Below are 15460 nucleotides of genomic sequence, written 5' to 3'. Positions count from 1 at the left end.
ACGAAGTTGGATGCAAATGTCAGATCGTGTGCGCCTGTTAGGGCGCGGCTGGTAAGAGAGCCTTATAGGCGCATTTGAAAAACCTCCGGCTATGCCGGAGGATATTTATTACTTATGACTGCCTGATGCGCTACGCTTATCAGGCCTGGGAAGATGGTGCAATATATTGAATTTACGCGATTTTGTAGGCCGGATAAGGCGTTCACGCCGCATCCGGCATGAACAACGAGCACTTTGCCAACAAACTGAATAGCTCAAGGGAATTCAAAATGAAGACCAAAAGGAGTCTGGTCGTCAGAGTGACATTAATTACCGCCACACTACTGCTGACAGCATGCGCCCAACCTGAACAATCATCATTAGCTGGTGACTGGTTACTGACCCCTAAAGATAAAACCAGAGGATTAACGGGGAGCATTGCGGTAAATATTGCGCTTTCCCGGTGTAAGACAAATTGCCGTGGCGATAACTTACCTGATAATACCCGCCGCTGGCAGTTGTCAGGCGGGAACGAAAAAGAACTTACTTATCTTCACGATATGTCAGTACAAGAAAAGGCCGGTTTAAATCCTGGTTGGCAATGCTACACCTCATTTTTTATGCAGGTTTGCCAGGGCAAGCCCGGCACTCGACCGATAGTTAATGAGGATTATGTCAGCGAAAGCGGCTTTATTGGCTCGATGATGCATGTCGGGATTATTGAGTTGCGACGCTGCCAGTCAGAAAATTGCCAGCAAGAATTGAAAGCGATAAATACACATTAAAATAGCGAGTCCAGGAATGAAACCCGGACCTGAACATGTCTTATTGCGTGAATGTTTCTTTCATTTGATACTGCATTTCCCAGAGTTCAGTAAGCGAAATAACTTTTCTTGTTCTTGCTTCTTCACTTTGTACCCATAAGAAAGGGTAGAAAGTGAAGGCTTCCGTTGCCGATAATTTTATTACGTCTTCTTGCCATTGCGGCCAGCGTACATTTTCATTGAAGGTATCTAAATCACCGGATAATGCCCACTGAAGAAACTCAGAATATCCAACCTCCAGACTTTCCCAAATCAGCGTATCTGGCGCAAAATAATAAACGCAGCCAGTATCTTCCCCAAGATCGCCACCATTAAGAAAATTCCCCCTGCGACATCATCGGCGATGGGTAAAGCCCGCACGCTTGCGAATTCAGGGCGTTGTGTCCAATCACGCATCGCTACTTGCTCCTTGTATGCTACGGTGTCATTTATGATGAGGCATTGTATGGGACATTTTTTAAATATTAAGTTCCTTATATGTGAATAAAAAATGACTTTATCCATACAATGCCACTTTTTTCAAAGCATAAACCGATACCCAATACTGGTTTCAGTAATGAAATGGCGGGGCGGGCGAGATCCTGTTCCAGTTTTTGTCGCAAATGCCTCATATAATTACGCAAATAGTTGCTGTGTCCGACCGCGTTTGGATCCTACACCTGCCGGATGCGGCATAAATAAAGAACTCTTTGTCAACAAACAGAAAGGGCGACCATTCAATCGCCCTTTTTTACTTTGCTTTATTAACCGTGTTTATTTTTCAGTTCAAAGCGTGGTGAGACCAGACCATACAGTGTCCAACCAAGGAAGGTCACGATGGAACCGTACAGCATGGCTTCTTCCCCGGATGAGTACAGCGCATAGAAACTGTACATCGCACCAACAAAGGCAACAAAGTTTGCTACTTTCGCTTTTGATGGTGGCACATTAGCGACCTGCTGAATAATGACTAATGCTGCCATCGACAGAATATACGGAATGATATTGGTCACCACGGCCAGGTTAACCAGCACGTTGAACTGGCTGTTCAGTGACGGGCTAATGGTCATCAGTGCCAATCCACTCTGAATAATCACAATGGTCAACATTCCCTGAACCGGTGCATCCACTTTGGTTACACGGGAGAAAATTTTAGGGAAGTAGCCTTCATCAGATGAAGATTTAAACACCTGGGCAATGGTGAACTGCCAGCCAAGCAGTGAACCGCAGCAGGACATCACCATCAGCGCCATAATGACTTTACCCACTTCTGGCGTGAACATCTGTGCGAAAGTCAGGCCAAATGGTGCCGTTGAATTTGCCAGCTCCATATTAGGCACTATCCCTGCAATCACGTTGGTGGAGACGATATAAATCACCGCCGCACCTAAAGTACCGCCAAGAACTGCAATCGGCACGTTACGTTCCGGGTTTTCAACTACTTCGGCGTTGGCACAGGCTGACTCCAGACCGAGGAAAGCCCACAACGTCATGGCGATGGAAGAACCTACAGCGCTAAAGAACGGCACATGGTGCGGGTTCCATGAGTTAGCGTATAGCGTCGGGCTAAACCAGAACCAGCCGATAATGCACAGACCGACGACCGGAATAATGACCCCCCACACAGTAATGCTACTGATTTGCCCGGTAATGCGCGCACCACCAAAGTTAGCCACGGTACAAATCCACAGCACTCCGATGGTCGCAAGACCAATCTGCACTGGCGACAAACTCGCGCCGAGCAGTTCGGTGCCGTAACCAACCGCCGAAATAGCAATCGCGACGTTAGCAATCAGCAGCGAGACACCGTAGGTGTAGTTCGCCATAAAGTTCCCGGATTTACCGAAAGCATACTCCGCATAACCGCCCATACCGCCTGATTTACGGCTGAACATACCGCATTTTGCGAATGCCCATGCCAGTGCCATTGAGCCTACGGCTGTCACCAGCCAGGAGATAATTGAGATTGTCCCAACTTCGGCAAGCTTTGTCGGCAGCATGATGATACCGGAGCCCATCATGTTGACCATCGTCAGTATGGTTAACTGAACGACGCCCATCTTATTCGATTTAGCCTGACTCATAATTTTTCCCCTTTCAACAGGGTGCTTTGCGCATCACGAGGCTTGATGACATAGCACCAAACTTGCTTACGACCATCATGTTCTTCGATATAGACACCCTGCAGCTCTGGTGCAAAACCTGGCAGCAGGTTGATCCCTTCTTCCAGAGCGCTGAAGTAACGCAGAACAGCACCACCCCAGATTTCACCCGGAACAACACACAGCACACCCGGAGGATAAGGAAGCGCACCTTCGGCAGCGATACGGCCTTCTGCATCCGGCAGACGAACCAGCTCCACTTCACCGCGTAAATAGGCGTAGTTGGCTTCTTGTGGATTCATGCTTACGCGTGGGAAGTGTTCCTTACGGAACATCTCTTTTTGCAGTTGTTTCACGTTGTGACGGGCATACAAATCATGCATTTCCTGACACAACTGACGCAGGGTATAACCGGTGTAGCGCTCTTCATGCTGTTTGTAGATGGAAGGCAGTACTTCTGATAATGGCGCGTCGGACTCAAGCAGTTTTTCGAAGCGTACCAGCAGAGCAACAAGTTGCTGAAGTTTGGCCATATCTTCTGCCGGAGTCAGCAGAAAGAGGATGGAGTTAAGATCGCATTTTTCCGGCACTACGCCATTTTCGCGCAGGAAGTTAGCAAGAATCGTCGCGGGTACACCGAACGCTTCATATTCGCCGTTACGTGCATCAATACCTGGGGTTGTCAGCAACAGTTTGCACGGATCGACAAAGTATTGATTCTCTGCATAGCCTTCAAAAGAATGCCAGTGCTCACCTGGTACAAACTGGAAGAAGCGCAGATCAACCGCAATTTGCGCCGTTTCATACGACTGCCAGGGTTTACCATCCACCAGTTCAGGTACGAATGGACGAATATGCTGACAGTTATCGAGGATCAGTTTGCGGGCATTAATGCCATTTACCACACAATCCATCCACATATTACGACCGCTGACACCTTCATGCATTTTGGCGTTGATATCCAGTGCGGCAAACAGCGGATAGAACGGGCTGGTGGAGGCATGCATCATAAAGGCGTTGTTCATGCGTTTGTGCGGTACATAACGCTGTTGCCCTTTGATATGGCTGTCTTTTTTATGGATTTGTGAAGTCTGAGAAAAACCAGCCTGCTGTTTATGCACAGATTGCGTAACCAGAATACCCGGATCGTTCTCATTAAGATCCAGCAACAGTGGTGAACAGTCCGCCATCATCGGGATAAACTGCTCATAGCCGACCCATGCGGAGTCAAAGAGGATGTAGTCACACAGATGACCAATTTTATCCACCACCTGACGGGCGTTATAAATCGTACCGTCGTAAGTGCCTAGCTGAATAACGGCGAGGCGGAAAGGACGAGCCTCTTTTGCCCGCTGCGGTGCGAATTCCGCGATCAGTTCACGCAGGTAACTTTCTTCAAAACAGTGAGCGTCAATACCACCGATAAAACCATACGGGTTACGTGCGGTTTCCAGATAAACCGGTGTCGCGCCAGCCTGTAGCAACGCTCCGTGGTGGTTAGATTTGTGGTTATTGCGGTCAAACAGCACCAGATCACCCGGTGTCAGCAGGGCGTTTAAAACCACTTTGTTAGAAGATGAAGTGCCATTTAAAACGAAGTATGTTTTATCGGCATTAAACACTTTTGCCGCATGTTGCTGTGCAATGCATGGCGCGCCTTCGTGAATCAGCAGATCGCCCATCGCTACGTCGGCGTTGCACAAGTCAGCACGGAACAGCGCCTCACCAAAGTATTCCACAAACTGATTCCCCGCGGGATGGCGACGGAAAAATTCGCCGCCCTGATGACCGGGGCAATCAAACGCGCTGTTACCCTGATTGACATAATCGACCAGTGCGCGGAAGAAGGGCGGGCGCAGTTGCGTTTCATAATGGCTGGCTGCGGTTTCTAACTGACGACCATAAAATTCTCGTCGCGATTCGCAATTCTCAAAGACACCCGAAATACGGGGCAAATACTCTGCGGGTACACGTTCTTGATTTTCAGTAGCAATAAATACCGGGATGCCATAACCCGTGGCATCGATTTCATCGAGTTTTCCGCGTGTAACATCGTTGAGCGATAAAACTATTGCCGCCACATCGATATTACTGTTTTCATTAATATAGATACATTCTCGCTGCGTGGTAAAACAGTCCGGGCAAGAATCACTAACCGCAATTTTTAATTTTGACATTTTCCATCTCTTTATTTTGGGTAATAGCAGGTCCTCAATTTCTCGAATGAGAAATCGATCGTGCCGGAAAAAAAGCAAAGTTACCCCGCTGATAAATTAATCAGAAGTTTGCTTTTTTCAGAATGCAGAAACCCTTATCAGTCCGGTGGCTGATAATACAAGGGTTAACAGAGAATGAGCACTGCGGAATACAGGCATATGCCTGTAATACAGAGAGTCAGGAAGACCTGTACGCTGAAGTGCCCTTAGTCGGTAGACTAACGGGCATTGAAGAAGTGAAAGTCGAAGCTATTGCGATGAGCAAACTTCATAATATGAGTTGTCCGCCTTATATGGGGCATAGTGCGGCTGTTATTTTCCATTTAATTTACCTTTCCTGATGTGAATGAAGGTGAAGGTATTCTATCCAGGAAATACGGTTGAACTGTGAAGGTGATCAATAAAAAATGATCAATCTTAATTTATTTAATGATGAGCTTTTTACTCAGTAATATAAAATATTGAATTGTTATTTTTGTGTGTTGTTTAAGATAAAAAGCCGTATTTATTATTACGGCTTTAATTAATAAAAGGCAGGATGTATTAAAATTAATATTCAAAGCATAAACCGATACCCAATACCGGTTTCAGTAATAAAATGGCGAGGCCGGGCCGGGTCCTGTTCCAGTTTTTGTCGCAGATGCCCCATATAAATACGCAAATAATGACTGTGTTCGACCGCGTTTGGCCCCCACACCTGGTTAAGGAGCTGGCGCTGGGTGAGCACTTTTCCCGCATTATTAAGCAACACTGCCAGCAGGCGGAACTCAATCGGGGTGAGATGCACCTCTTCCTCGCCCCGATGGATCACACGAGCTGCTAAATCGACGGTAACATCGGAAAATTTCACCAGCGGATCGGGCGCGGCGGTGGCGGAGTGGCGACGTAAAGCGACGCGCAGACGGGCCTGCAATTCGCCAATGCCAAACGGCTTACTCAGATAATCATCCGCTCCGGCATCCAGCGCGGCGATTTTGTCGCTCTCTTCGCTACGTGCGGAAAGCACAATCACCGGCACCGCGCTCCACTGGCGCAGGTCGCGGATAAACTCAATCCCATCACCATCGGGCAGGCCGAGATCGAGAATAATCAAATCTGGCTTACGGGTAGCCGCTTCCAGCAAGCCGCGTTGCAGCGTTTCGGCCTCAAAGACGCGCATACCGTCGCCTTCCAGCGCCGTGCGCAGAAAGCGACGAATAGCCTGTTCATCTTCAACAATCAGAACGTTTGTCACATATCCTCATGAAATTCTTCAAGTTCAGGAGCGGTTTGCTGGGGAAGTGTAACACGAAAACAGGCACCACCTTCCGGTCGGTTGAACGCGGTAATGGTGCCGCCGTGTACATCCACAATCGCCCGACAAATTGCCAGCCCAAGCCCTACACCCGGTACCGCCGACTCTTTATTCCCGCGAGCAAACTTATCAAATATCGTCTGCTCCTGGCCTGGCGGAAGACCGGGGCCGTTATCCCAGACATCCAGTTGTAGCTTCTCGCCCTCAACGTGGGCATCGATACCAATTTCGGCCTGCGCACCCGCGTATTTCACCGCGTTCTCCAGCAGATTAATCAGCACCCGTTCAAAGAGCGGCCCGTCAACGTGGATTAAGGTCAGCGGTTCTGGCAGAGAAAGATTGATAGGCGACGATAAACCCGGTTCCAGCATTTGCAGCGCGCTGCCGACCACTTCTTCCAGCGTTAACCACTCTTTCTTCAAATTAAAGCCGCCGGACTGAATTCGCGCCATATCGAGCAGATTATTCACCAGTCGGGTCGTGTTCAGCACATGCTGACGAATCTCGCTGGCCTGGCGGGCGTGGGGCGATCCTTCGCTTGCCAGATCGAGCGTTAAGATTTCTGCCTGACCGAACAGCACCGTGAGCGGCGTGCGTAAATCATGCGAAAGCGCCGCCAGCAGAGCGTTGCGGATCTGTTCACGTTCGCTTGCCATCCGCGCCTGTTCTTCGCTGGCGGTCAGCGTCAGCCGCTCAAGCGCATTGGCGACTAACAGCGTAAACGTCTCCAGCAGGCGCTGCTGTTCCGGGATCATCAACTGGCGCAGATTCCCCGGTTCCACCACCACCAGTCCGTAGGTTTTCTCGCCGCTTTTTAGCGGCAAAATCTGGTACGGTACACCGGGTAACGTGTCGGTGCCCGCGCCCGCAGGCAGACCTTTATCAAAACTCCACTGCGCGATGGCATCGTCCCACGGCGTCATTCCTTGCGGATGTGTTAACGGCTGCAATTTACCGTTGTCATCAGGCAGCAACACCTGGCTACGGGCATGAAACGTGGAGGCAATAAACTGTTCGCTGGTGGCGGCGATATCCTGCGAACTACGGCCCACAGCCAGAGCTTTGGACATTTCATATAAGTGCCGTGTGCGTTGTTCGCGGTAACGGGCTACCCGCGCCTGATAACGCACGCCAGCAGTAAGGTTCCCGATCACCAGCCCGACGGTTAACATCACCGCGAAGGTCAGCAGATATTGCACATCAGAGACGGCGAGCGTGCCGCGTGGGGCGATAAAAAAGAGATCGAAACTCACCACATTAATGACGGTAGCAACCACCGAAGGCCAGCGTCCATAAAATAGCGCCACCACCACCACGCCAAGTAGATACAGCATCACCAGGTTGGCGGCATCAAACGCCATCAGCCACTGCATGGCAATTAAGGTGATAACGGCGCATAACGCGGCGGCAACCACGCATCCCTGAATCTGTACCCGCCACTTGTCTTTAAAAGAGCGGCTATCCGGCGCGTTGTTAATCGTGCGGGCGGGTGGTTCATCAAGCGCGACCAGCACCTGATCGAGATCGGGGGCGATGCGTGCCAGCCGGTCAGCAAATGTTTCCCGACGCCACCAGCGGCGCGAAGCCGGGCGACCGAGAATAATCTTGCCGAGATTATGTTCACGGGCATAACGCACTACCGCTTTCTCTTCCGCTGGATCAGAAAGTGTTGCCGTCTCCGCGCCCAGCTCCTGCGCCAGACGTAAGGCGCTGAGAATTGCCCGACGTTTTTTCTCCGGTAAGCGATGCAGGGCAGGGGTTTCAACATACACCGCGTGCCAGACACTGCCCAGGCGCGAGGCCAACCGCGCCGCCGCGCGGACCAGTTTCTCACTGCCGGTGTTATGCCCGATGCATAATAGGATCGCGTCGCGTGTGTGCCAGACTTTCTCTTCGCCAGGATGCCCCCGCCAGGCGCGCATTTGCTCATCTACGCGATCGGCAGTACGGCGTAGTGCCAGTTCGCGCAGGGCGATCAGATTACCTTTGCGGAAAAAATGTTCAATGGCGCGCTCCGCCTGCCCGGCAATATAGACTTTGCCTTCTTTCAGTCGCTGGCGCAGATCGTCCGGGGGCAAGTCCACCAGCACTACGTCGTCGGCGGCATCAAAAAAAGGATCGGGCACGGTTTCCCGAACCTGAATTCCGGTGACGCCGCTGACCACATCATTCAGGCTTTCCAGATGTTGAACGTTGACGGTAGTGAAAACATCAATGCCAGCTTCCAGCAGCTCTTCGATGTCCTGCCAGCGTTTGGGATGACGAGAACCTGGCGCATTACTGTGCGCCAGTTCGTCCATTAAGATCAGTGCCGGACGGCGGGCGAGGGCGGCATCGAGATCAAACTCGCTGATGTGCCGCCCACGGTACGCCTGGCGTTTTAACGGCAGAACAGCCAGCCCTTCCAGCATTGCGGCGGTATCTTTCCGACCGTGGGTTTCTACCACGCCAGCCACAATATCCAGCCCTTGCGCCCGCAGTCGCTGGGCTTCCGCCAGCATCGCCCAGGTCTTCCCGACGCCTGCGCAGGCACCGAAGAATACTTTCAGCTTCCCCCGATGCGGCGCGGCAGCTTGTTCCAGCAGACGATCGGGGTCGGGACGTAAGGGTTCGTTATTCATCAAGCTTATCCAGTGCCAGATTGAGTTCGACAATGTTGACGACCGGCTGGCCGATATATTTCACCAGCGGTTGTTGGCTGTATTTTGCGATCAGTTGCGTGAGCTGTTCAACGCTGAGATTACGCGCTTTCGCCACGCGTGGGATCTGCCAGGCCGCCGCTTGCGGGGTGATGTTATTGTCCAGCCCGCTTGCTGACGCCGTCACCAGTTCAACCGGAACGTTCGTGCTGGCATCCGGGTTAGCAGCCCGTAATGCGGCAACGCGTGCGGCTATCTGTTTATCCAGCTCCGGGTTACTGACTGCCAGATTGCTCCCGCCAGAAGCCTGTGGATTATAGGGCATTTCTGCTGTTGCCGACGGGCGACCATGAAAATAGCCGTTGCCGGTAAAATTTTGCCCGATTAATGCCGAACCGCGCACCGTATCACCTTCACGAATCAATGAACCGTTGGCCTGCCAGGGAAACCACCATTGCCCCAGTGCGGTGGTCAGCAGCGGGTAAACGCCGCCAGTAATCAATAACAGAAAGAGAAATGTCGATAATGCCGGACGTAATCCACGCATGGTAAACCTCACACCAGACCGCAAACGGTTAGCAGTAAATCAATGACTTTGATACCAATAAACGGCACCAGCAGCCCACCCAGACCGTAAATCCATAAGTTACGGCGCAACATGGCAGAAGCGGTAAGCGGTTTATAACTCACGCCTTTTAACGCCAGGGGAATCAAAAAGGCGATAATCAAGGCGTTGAAAATGACCGCACTGAGAATGGCGGAGTCGGGCGAATGCAGGCGCATGATGTTCAGCGCATTTAACTGCGGATACGTTGCCGCGAACGCCGCTGGAATAATGGCGAAGTATTTCGCCACATCGTTGGCAATGCTGAAGGTGGTCAACGAGCCACGGGTCATCAGCATCTGTTTGCCAATGTGCACTACCTCGATCAACTTGGTCGGGTTGGAGTCGAGATCCACCATATTGCCCGCTTCTTTCGCCGCCTGGGTGCCGGAGTTCATCGCCACCGCAACATCGGCCTGTGCCAGCGCCGGAGCATCGTTGGTGCCATCGCCGGTCATCGCCACTAAACGGCCTTCCGCCTGATACTGACGAATCAGTGCCAGCTTGGCCTCCGGTGTTGCTTCGGCGAGAAAATCATCGACGCCCGCTTCCGCAGCTATCGCGGCGGCAGTCAGACGGTTATCGCCGGTAATCATCACCGTTTTAATGCCCATTTTACGCAACTGCGCGAAGCGCTCTTTAATACCGCCTTTGACGATATCTTTCAGCGCAATAACGCCAAGCACATGGGAGCCTTCTACTACTACCAGCGGCGTGGCTCCCTGACGCGCAACCTGATCGACTTTTTGATCGACATCGGCAGGGAAGTGACCACCATTAGCCTCAACATGGCGGCGAATGGCATCGACAGAACCTTTACGGATCATGCGGTTGTCGATGTTGATCCCGCTCATCCGGCTTTGCGCAGTAAACGGTACAAAGGTGGCATGGAGCGACTGCACATCGCGCTCGCGCAGGTTAAAACGTTGCTTGGCGAGGATCACAATACTGCGACCTTCCGGCGTTTCATCAGCCAGCGAAGCCAGTTGTGCGGCGTCAGCCAGCGTTTTTTCATCCACGCCCTGCGCGGGGATAAACTCCGACGCCTGACGGTTACCGAGTGTGATGGTGCCGGTTTTATCCAGTAGCAGAACGTCAACGTCACCTGCCGCTTCAACTGCACGTCCGCTGGTGGCAATCACATTCGCGCCCAGCATCCGACTCATCCCGGCGACGCCGATCGCTGACAACAGGCCGCCAATAGTGGTTGGGATCAGACAGACCAGCAGCGCCACCAGTACCGTTACACTCACTGCATTACCGCCCCACGCGGAAAACGGCCACAGCGTGGCGGTTGCCAGTAAAAAGACGATAGTCAGGGCAATCAGGAGAATGGTCAGGGCAATCTCGTTCGGCGTTTTGCGTCGCTGTGCGCCTTCCACCATCGCGATCATCCGATCCAGAAATGTCTCACCGGGGTTAACGCTGCACTCAATTACCAGCCAGTCAGAAAGAATACGCGTGCCGCCGGTGACGGAGGCAAAATCGCCGCCGGATTCACGGATAACCGGTGCTGATTCCCCGGTGATGGCGCTTTCATCGACCGATGCACCCCCTTCAATAACTTCACCATCGCAGGGGATAATATCGCCAGCTTCTACCAGTACGATATCGCCTTTACGCAGTTGATCGGCAGGAACTTTGTCTGCCGCAGCGCCATATTTCGGCTCACGAAGCTTGCGGGCAAAGGCAGTTTTTTTCACCCCTTTCAGACTGTTGGCCTGCGCTTTACTGCGGCCCTCTGCCAGCGCCTCGGCGAAATTAGCGAACAGTACGGTGACCCACAGCCAGCCGCTAATTGCCGCGCTAAACAGCGCATTGCCAGGCATCGCACCGCTTGCCATTGCGATGCAAATAAAGGTGGTTAACAGACTGCCGATCCAGACGATAAACATCACCGGATTACGCCATTGCGCCTGCGGGTTTAATTTTTTCACCGCTTCTTTCAGCGCCTGAACGACAAGTGTTGGTTCGAATAGCGCCAGTTGTTTACGACTCATATTCAGTGCTCACTCAATATCATCAGGAGAGATATTCCGCCACCGGACCAAGCGCCAGGGCAGGGATAAAGGTCAGTGCGCCAACCAGCAACACGGTGCCGATTAACAGGCCAACAAACAGCGGGCCGTGCGTTGGCAGCGTGCCGGAGCTGGCGGGTTGGCTCTTTTTACTCACCAGCGAACCGGCAATTGCCATCACCGGGATAATCACCCCGAAGCGCCCGACAAACATGCACAACGCCAGTAAACAGTTCCAGAACGGAGAGTTGGCGCTTAATCCGGCAAAGGCGCTGCCGTTGTTGTTAGCGGCGGATGACACGGCGTACAGCACTTCGCTAAAACCATGCGGGCCAGGGTTGAGCATGGCGCTACGTCCGGCGTCGGTCATCATCGCCAGCGCCGCGCCCATCAGCACCAGCGTCGGGGTGACCAGAATCGCCAGTGCAGTCAGTTTCATCTCGCGTACGTCGATTTTTTTACCCAGATATTCCGGTGTACGACCAATCATCAGCCCGGCAATAAACACCGCCAGCAGGACAAACAGCATCATGCCGTAAAGGCCTGAACCGACGCCGCCGAATACCACTTCACCAATTTGCATCAACCACATCGGCACCATGCCACCAAGAGCGGTAAACGAATCATGCATCGCAATCACCGCGCCACAGGAAGCCGCCGTAGTCACGACCGCAAACAGGCTACTGACCAGCACGCCGAAACGGCTCTCTTTACCTTCCATATTGATGCTGCTGTCCGCACCCAGCGCCAGCAGATGAGGATTACCCTGAACTTCTGCCCACATCACCACGCTTGTGCAGATAACAAAAATCACTGACATCGCCCACAGCAACATGCGCCCCTGACGACGATCGCCCGCCACTTCACCAAAGGCAAAGCACAGCGCTGTTGGGATCAAGAAGATCGCTAGCATCTGCACGAAGTTGGTCAGTGCGGTTGGGTTTTCAAACGGATGCGACGAGTTGGCATTAAAGAAGCCACCGCCGTTAGTACCGAGCATCTTGATCGCTTCCTGAGAAGCTACAGGCCCCATGGGTAACAGCTGTTGCGCTCCTTCAACGGTATTCACCGCCTGATAGGGCAGAAAGTTTTGCAGCGCACCTTGTTGAATAAAAAACAGTGCGATCAACAACGCCACAGGGACTAGCACCCATAACGTGATGCGTAGCAGATCGACCCAGGCATTCCCGAGTGTGCTCATGCTCTGGCGGGTAAACGCACGGATGAGGGCAAAAATCACCGCAATCCCGCTGGCGGCAGAAAGAAAGTTTTGCACCGTTAAGCCCGCCATCTGGCTGAAATAGCTCAACGTGGTTTCACCGCTATAAGATTGCCAGTTGGTATTGGTGACAAAGCTGACGGCGGTATTCAGCGCCAGATCCCATGACAGCCCTGGCAACTGCTGTGGATTAAGCGGCAGATAGTGCTGACCGAGCAACATAAAAAACAGCACCGCCAGCCCCAGCATATTCAGGCCAAGAATGGCTGAGAGATACTGCTTCCAGTTCATCTCGCGGTCAGAGACGCCAAGCGCGCTAAAGAGTACGCGTTCAACGCCCGTCGTACCAGGAAGAGGAATATCATTAATCAGCCGCGCCAGCCCGCTGCCTAAAGGACGTGCCAGCACCATGAACACCAGTAAAAACGTGGCGATCAGTAAGAACCCTTGCGCAGCCATCAGAACGCCTCCGCATTGATCAGGGCATAAACCAGATAACCCAGTAATAAAAACACCAGCAACACGCCGGCTATCACGCCTGCACTCACAGTGCACCTCCAGTGGCCTAAAAGTGATACCGGAAGGGTAGAATTCTGGCTGCAAAGATTTCGCAAAAATCTTCGGGCGTGGTGTAAAAAAAGTATAAAAATGGCAAAAGCCATGATTTAACTGATGGTTAGTATTAATTTAACTTTTGTGTAACTTAATTACAGTGTGAATGTAAATAAACCATCAATAAGCAAAAATAAGTGGTCGGATGAGTAGTAAAATTACACAAAAGGCGGTACTATTTTCATCAGATAAACAAATTCATTTTTCCGGTGCCATTCACCGGGTAGATACAAAAGGGGGAGAAAAGTATGGAACTCTACAGAGAATATCCTGCATGGCTTATCTTTTTACGCCGTACTTATGCGGTTGCAGCGGGCGTTCTGGCGCTGCCTTTCATGCTTTTCTGGAAAGACCGCGCCCGCTTTTACAGCTACCTGCACCGCGTCTGGTCGAAAACCAGCGAGAAACCGGTGTGGATGGATCAGGCCGAAAAGGCAACGGGTGATTTTTACTGATTGCCTGCGCGTTTAAGCCAGCCTCGTATCAGGGGGCTGGTTTAGGCGTTTTGAATCAACGGGTTCCATGGTGTTGTTCATTTAATCACTGTTTTAGCATCAATTTTCAATAGTATCCTTTCATAGGACTACTCTGGATGCGTTCACCTTCATTGTCGCTCTAAGCAACTAGATCCTCAGAAATCTCCAGTTAGGTTGCATCCTTCCTTACACACTTTCCTGAAACTTCAGGGTAAGGTGAGAAAGCCGCCATCACTTTTTCTTATTCCAGCATCTAAATAAATTCCGAATTTTGCTATTAATATCGCTACCGCAATAAAAACAGATAGTAAAGAGAGTAATATATACTTTAGTGATATGTTAAGAATAATTGATTGTTAACATATCTAATGGGATAAGATGTGTTTCTGTTAATGAAAATATTCAACATTTATAGTTGATAATTAAAATACACTCGATATCTCAGCCCTTTCTATGCAAGATGCAATTTTATAAGCTGTCCATTTTTTATATGGAGGCGGTAGTGTGTTTGTTACTCGTGATTTTATTTGTATGGTGAATATGTTGGGATTGTTAAATACATAACGGCATATCAGTTCCGGTCATTGTAAATATGGGTAATTGCTTAATGTTATTAGTGATTACGGCTTGAAAGATAAAGAGTGCTGTAAAGCGGTGATAGACATTACATTCATGATTAAAAAACAGAACCTGTCAATAAATAATTCATTTATTAAAAAGGACGACTTCTATTATGACGGAATATTATCTCAATGAGGCGGTTTGCAAATACAGAGCCAGTTTCTCCGGGGTAACGAGCAGGTGTACCAGTGTCAGGTGGCATTTGTATTGCCGGGTGAGCGGGTCATGATGGCCTTCACCTACGCCCGAACCACACCGCTGACCCCGGCTGATATGACGCGCTGGGCTGAAATTAAAAAGAATCTGCGCTTCAGGATGCGGCAGGAAGCCGGGACGAATTAATCACACAGGGAACGGGACATGGAAGAGGCATTCTGGGCGGCAAGGCAGGGTGATGCCCTGCTGCATACGTCGTTTATGGCAGATGTGCTGGGGGCGGTGCTGGAGGTGGCCGCAAATGTCGTTATTGATGCCCTCATTGTCGGCACAACCTCGTTACTGGCGGCGTCAGTGGGGATCACGATGGGGTGCACGGCCGTCGTGCTGACCGGTTTTGTGGCGGGTGTGGCGATGGTGTACACCGGCGTGACAGACACGGTCAGCGAAGTCTGTTCAGACCTCGCAAATATGCTTTTCCCGCCTCAGATTGAAGGTTACATCCTCACCGGCTCTGGCGACACATGGATCAACAGCAAACCTGCCGCGCGGGCCGCGGCGACTGCGGCATCGCGGCAGGACATTGAGGCGCAGGAGGCGCAGGCGAAGGCGGAACAGGAAGAAGCGCAGCGTCAGGAGGATGCCAGAACGTTCCTGGATGTGGCCGGGGAATATCTGGAAATGGCGGGGGCCATAGCCCTGGCGGTTAACCCGGTGACAG

At 51.4% G+C, this 15460-nt stretch carries 11 protein-coding genes and 4 pseudogenes; 4 read left to right on the top strand and 11 right to left on the bottom strand.

The window, feature by feature from the left end; genetic code table 11:
• Positions 1-269 precede the first annotated feature (269 nt).
• Positions 270-764 carry a hypothetical protein gene (locus tag ACJHWT_RS23985; protein ID WP_065203520.1) on the top strand — a complete coding sequence of 165 codons (495 nt, stop codon included), beginning with the start codon at positions 270-272 and terminating at the stop codon, positions 762-764.
• Between the two features lie 40 nt (positions 765-804).
• Here ACJHWT_RS23985 and ACJHWT_RS23980 read toward each other — a convergent pair.
• The 11 genes and pseudogenes from ACJHWT_RS23980 to kdpF all read right to left on the bottom strand — a co-directional run bounded on the left by ACJHWT_RS23980 (position 805) and on the right by kdpF (position 13422).
• Positions 805-1307: pseudogene (locus ACJHWT_RS23980) on the bottom strand (DUF2625 family protein).
• A gap of 15 nt (positions 1308-1322) precedes the next feature.
• Positions 1323-1453: pseudogene (locus ACJHWT_RS23975) on the bottom strand (winged helix-turn-helix domain-containing protein); the annotation flags it as partial.
• A 93-nt stretch (positions 1454-1546) separates the two neighbouring features.
• Positions 1547-2866 carry a putrescine-ornithine antiporter gene (gene potE, locus ACJHWT_RS23970; RefSeq protein WP_000075832.1) on the bottom strand — a complete coding sequence of 440 codons (1320 nt, stop codon included), beginning with the start codon at positions 2864-2866 and terminating at the stop codon, positions 1547-1549.
• Positions 2863-5061: an ornithine decarboxylase SpeF gene (speF, locus tag ACJHWT_RS23965; RefSeq protein ID WP_000040182.1), complete on the bottom strand. Its 2199-nt coding sequence runs from the start codon at positions 5059-5061 to the stop codon at positions 2863-2865. Before speF ends, potE begins: the two co-directional genes overlap by 4 nt.
• Before the next feature lie 257 nt (positions 5062-5318).
• Positions 5319-5423 (bottom strand): leader peptide SpeFL, encoded by a 105-nt coding sequence (locus tag ACJHWT_RS23960; RefSeq protein WP_211180488.1) that lies wholly within the window; start codon positions 5421-5423, stop codon positions 5319-5321.
• Between the two features lie 233 nt (positions 5424-5656).
• Complete coding sequence (kdpE, locus tag ACJHWT_RS23955) at positions 5657-6334, bottom strand: two-component system response regulator KdpE (protein ID WP_000186067.1); 678 nt, start codon at positions 6332-6334, stop codon at positions 5657-5659.
• Positions 6331-9015, bottom strand: a complete 2685-nt coding sequence (kdpD, locus tag ACJHWT_RS23950; protein ID WP_001317700.1) for a two-component system sensor histidine kinase KdpD — start codon at positions 9013-9015, stop codon at positions 6331-6333. The genes kdpE and kdpD overlap by 4 nt, the downstream gene beginning before the upstream one ends.
• Positions 9008-9580 carry a K(+)-transporting ATPase subunit C gene (gene kdpC, locus ACJHWT_RS23945; protein ID WP_001298627.1) on the bottom strand — a complete coding sequence of 191 codons (573 nt, stop codon included), beginning with the start codon at positions 9578-9580 and terminating at the stop codon, positions 9008-9010. The genes kdpD and kdpC overlap by 8 nt, the downstream gene beginning before the upstream one ends.
• Before the next feature lie 8 nt (positions 9581-9588).
• Positions 9589-11637 carry a potassium-transporting ATPase subunit KdpB gene (gene kdpB / locus ACJHWT_RS23940; protein ID WP_000088005.1) on the bottom strand — a complete coding sequence of 683 codons (2049 nt, stop codon included), beginning with the start codon at positions 11635-11637 and terminating at the stop codon, positions 9589-9591.
• Positions 11638-11659: 22 nt separating this feature from the next.
• Positions 11660-13333, bottom strand: a complete 1674-nt coding sequence (gene kdpA / locus ACJHWT_RS23935; protein WP_000730082.1) for a potassium-transporting ATPase subunit KdpA — start codon at positions 13331-13333, stop codon at positions 11660-11662.
• Positions 13333-13422 (bottom strand): K(+)-transporting ATPase subunit F, encoded by a 90-nt coding sequence (gene kdpF / locus ACJHWT_RS23930; RefSeq protein ID WP_001365534.1) that lies wholly within the window; start codon positions 13420-13422, stop codon positions 13333-13335. The genes kdpA and kdpF overlap by 1 nt, the downstream gene beginning before the upstream one ends.
• A gap of 312 nt (positions 13423-13734) precedes the next feature.
• On the opposite strand from kdpF, the gene ACJHWT_RS23925 reads away from it, so the two are divergent.
• From ACJHWT_RS23925 to ACJHWT_RS23915, 3 genes and pseudogenes are all read left to right on the top strand, one after another.
• Positions 13735-13941, top strand: a complete 207-nt coding sequence (locus ACJHWT_RS23925; protein ID WP_000424926.1) for a YbfA family protein — start codon at positions 13735-13737, stop codon at positions 13939-13941.
• Between the two features lie 780 nt (positions 13942-14721).
• A pseudogene (locus ACJHWT_RS23920) lies at positions 14722-14925 on the top strand (hypothetical protein); the annotation flags it as partial.
• A gap of 18 nt (positions 14926-14943) precedes the next feature.
• Positions 14944-15460 (top strand): annotated as a pseudogene (locus ACJHWT_RS23915) (hypothetical protein); the annotation flags it as partial.

Origin of the sequence: Escherichia sp. WS338 (genome assembly GCF_046486405.1) — a bacterium.
Lineage (GTDB): Bacteria > Pseudomonadota > Gammaproteobacteria > Enterobacterales > Enterobacteriaceae > Escherichia > Escherichia coli.
Note: the sequence above shows the minus strand (reverse complement) of the source record. Positions and strands in the feature narration are given on the sequence as shown.

Coding starts and splice junctions, on each gene's coding strand:
- ACJHWT_RS23985 (WP_065203520.1), top strand. CDS start 270: ATGAAGACCAAAAGGAGTCTGGTCGTCAGAGTGACATTAATTACCGCC.
- potE (WP_000075832.1), bottom strand. CDS start 2,866: ATGAGTCAGGCTAAATCGAATAAGATGGGCGTCGTTCAGTTAACCATA.
- speF (WP_000040182.1), bottom strand. CDS start 5,061: ATGTCAAAATTAAAAATTGCGGTTAGTGATTCTTGCCCGGACTGTTTT.
- ACJHWT_RS23960 (WP_211180488.1), bottom strand. CDS start 5,423: ATGGAAAATAACAGCCGCACTATGCCCCATATAAGGCGGACAACTCAT.
- kdpD (WP_001317700.1), bottom strand. CDS start 9,015: ATGAATAACGAACCCTTACGTCCCGACCCCGATCGTCTGCTGGAACAA.
- kdpC (WP_001298627.1), bottom strand. CDS start 9,580: ATGCGTGGATTACGTCCGGCATTATCGACATTTCTCTTTCTGTTATTG.
- kdpB (WP_000088005.1), bottom strand. CDS start 11,637: ATGAGTCGTAAACAACTGGCGCTATTCGAACCAACACTTGTCGTTCAG.
- kdpA (WP_000730082.1), bottom strand. CDS start 13,333: ATGGCTGCGCAAGGGTTCTTACTGATCGCCACGTTTTTACTGGTGTTC.
- ACJHWT_RS23925 (WP_000424926.1), top strand. CDS start 13,735: ATGGAACTCTACAGAGAATATCCTGCATGGCTTATCTTTTTACGCCGT.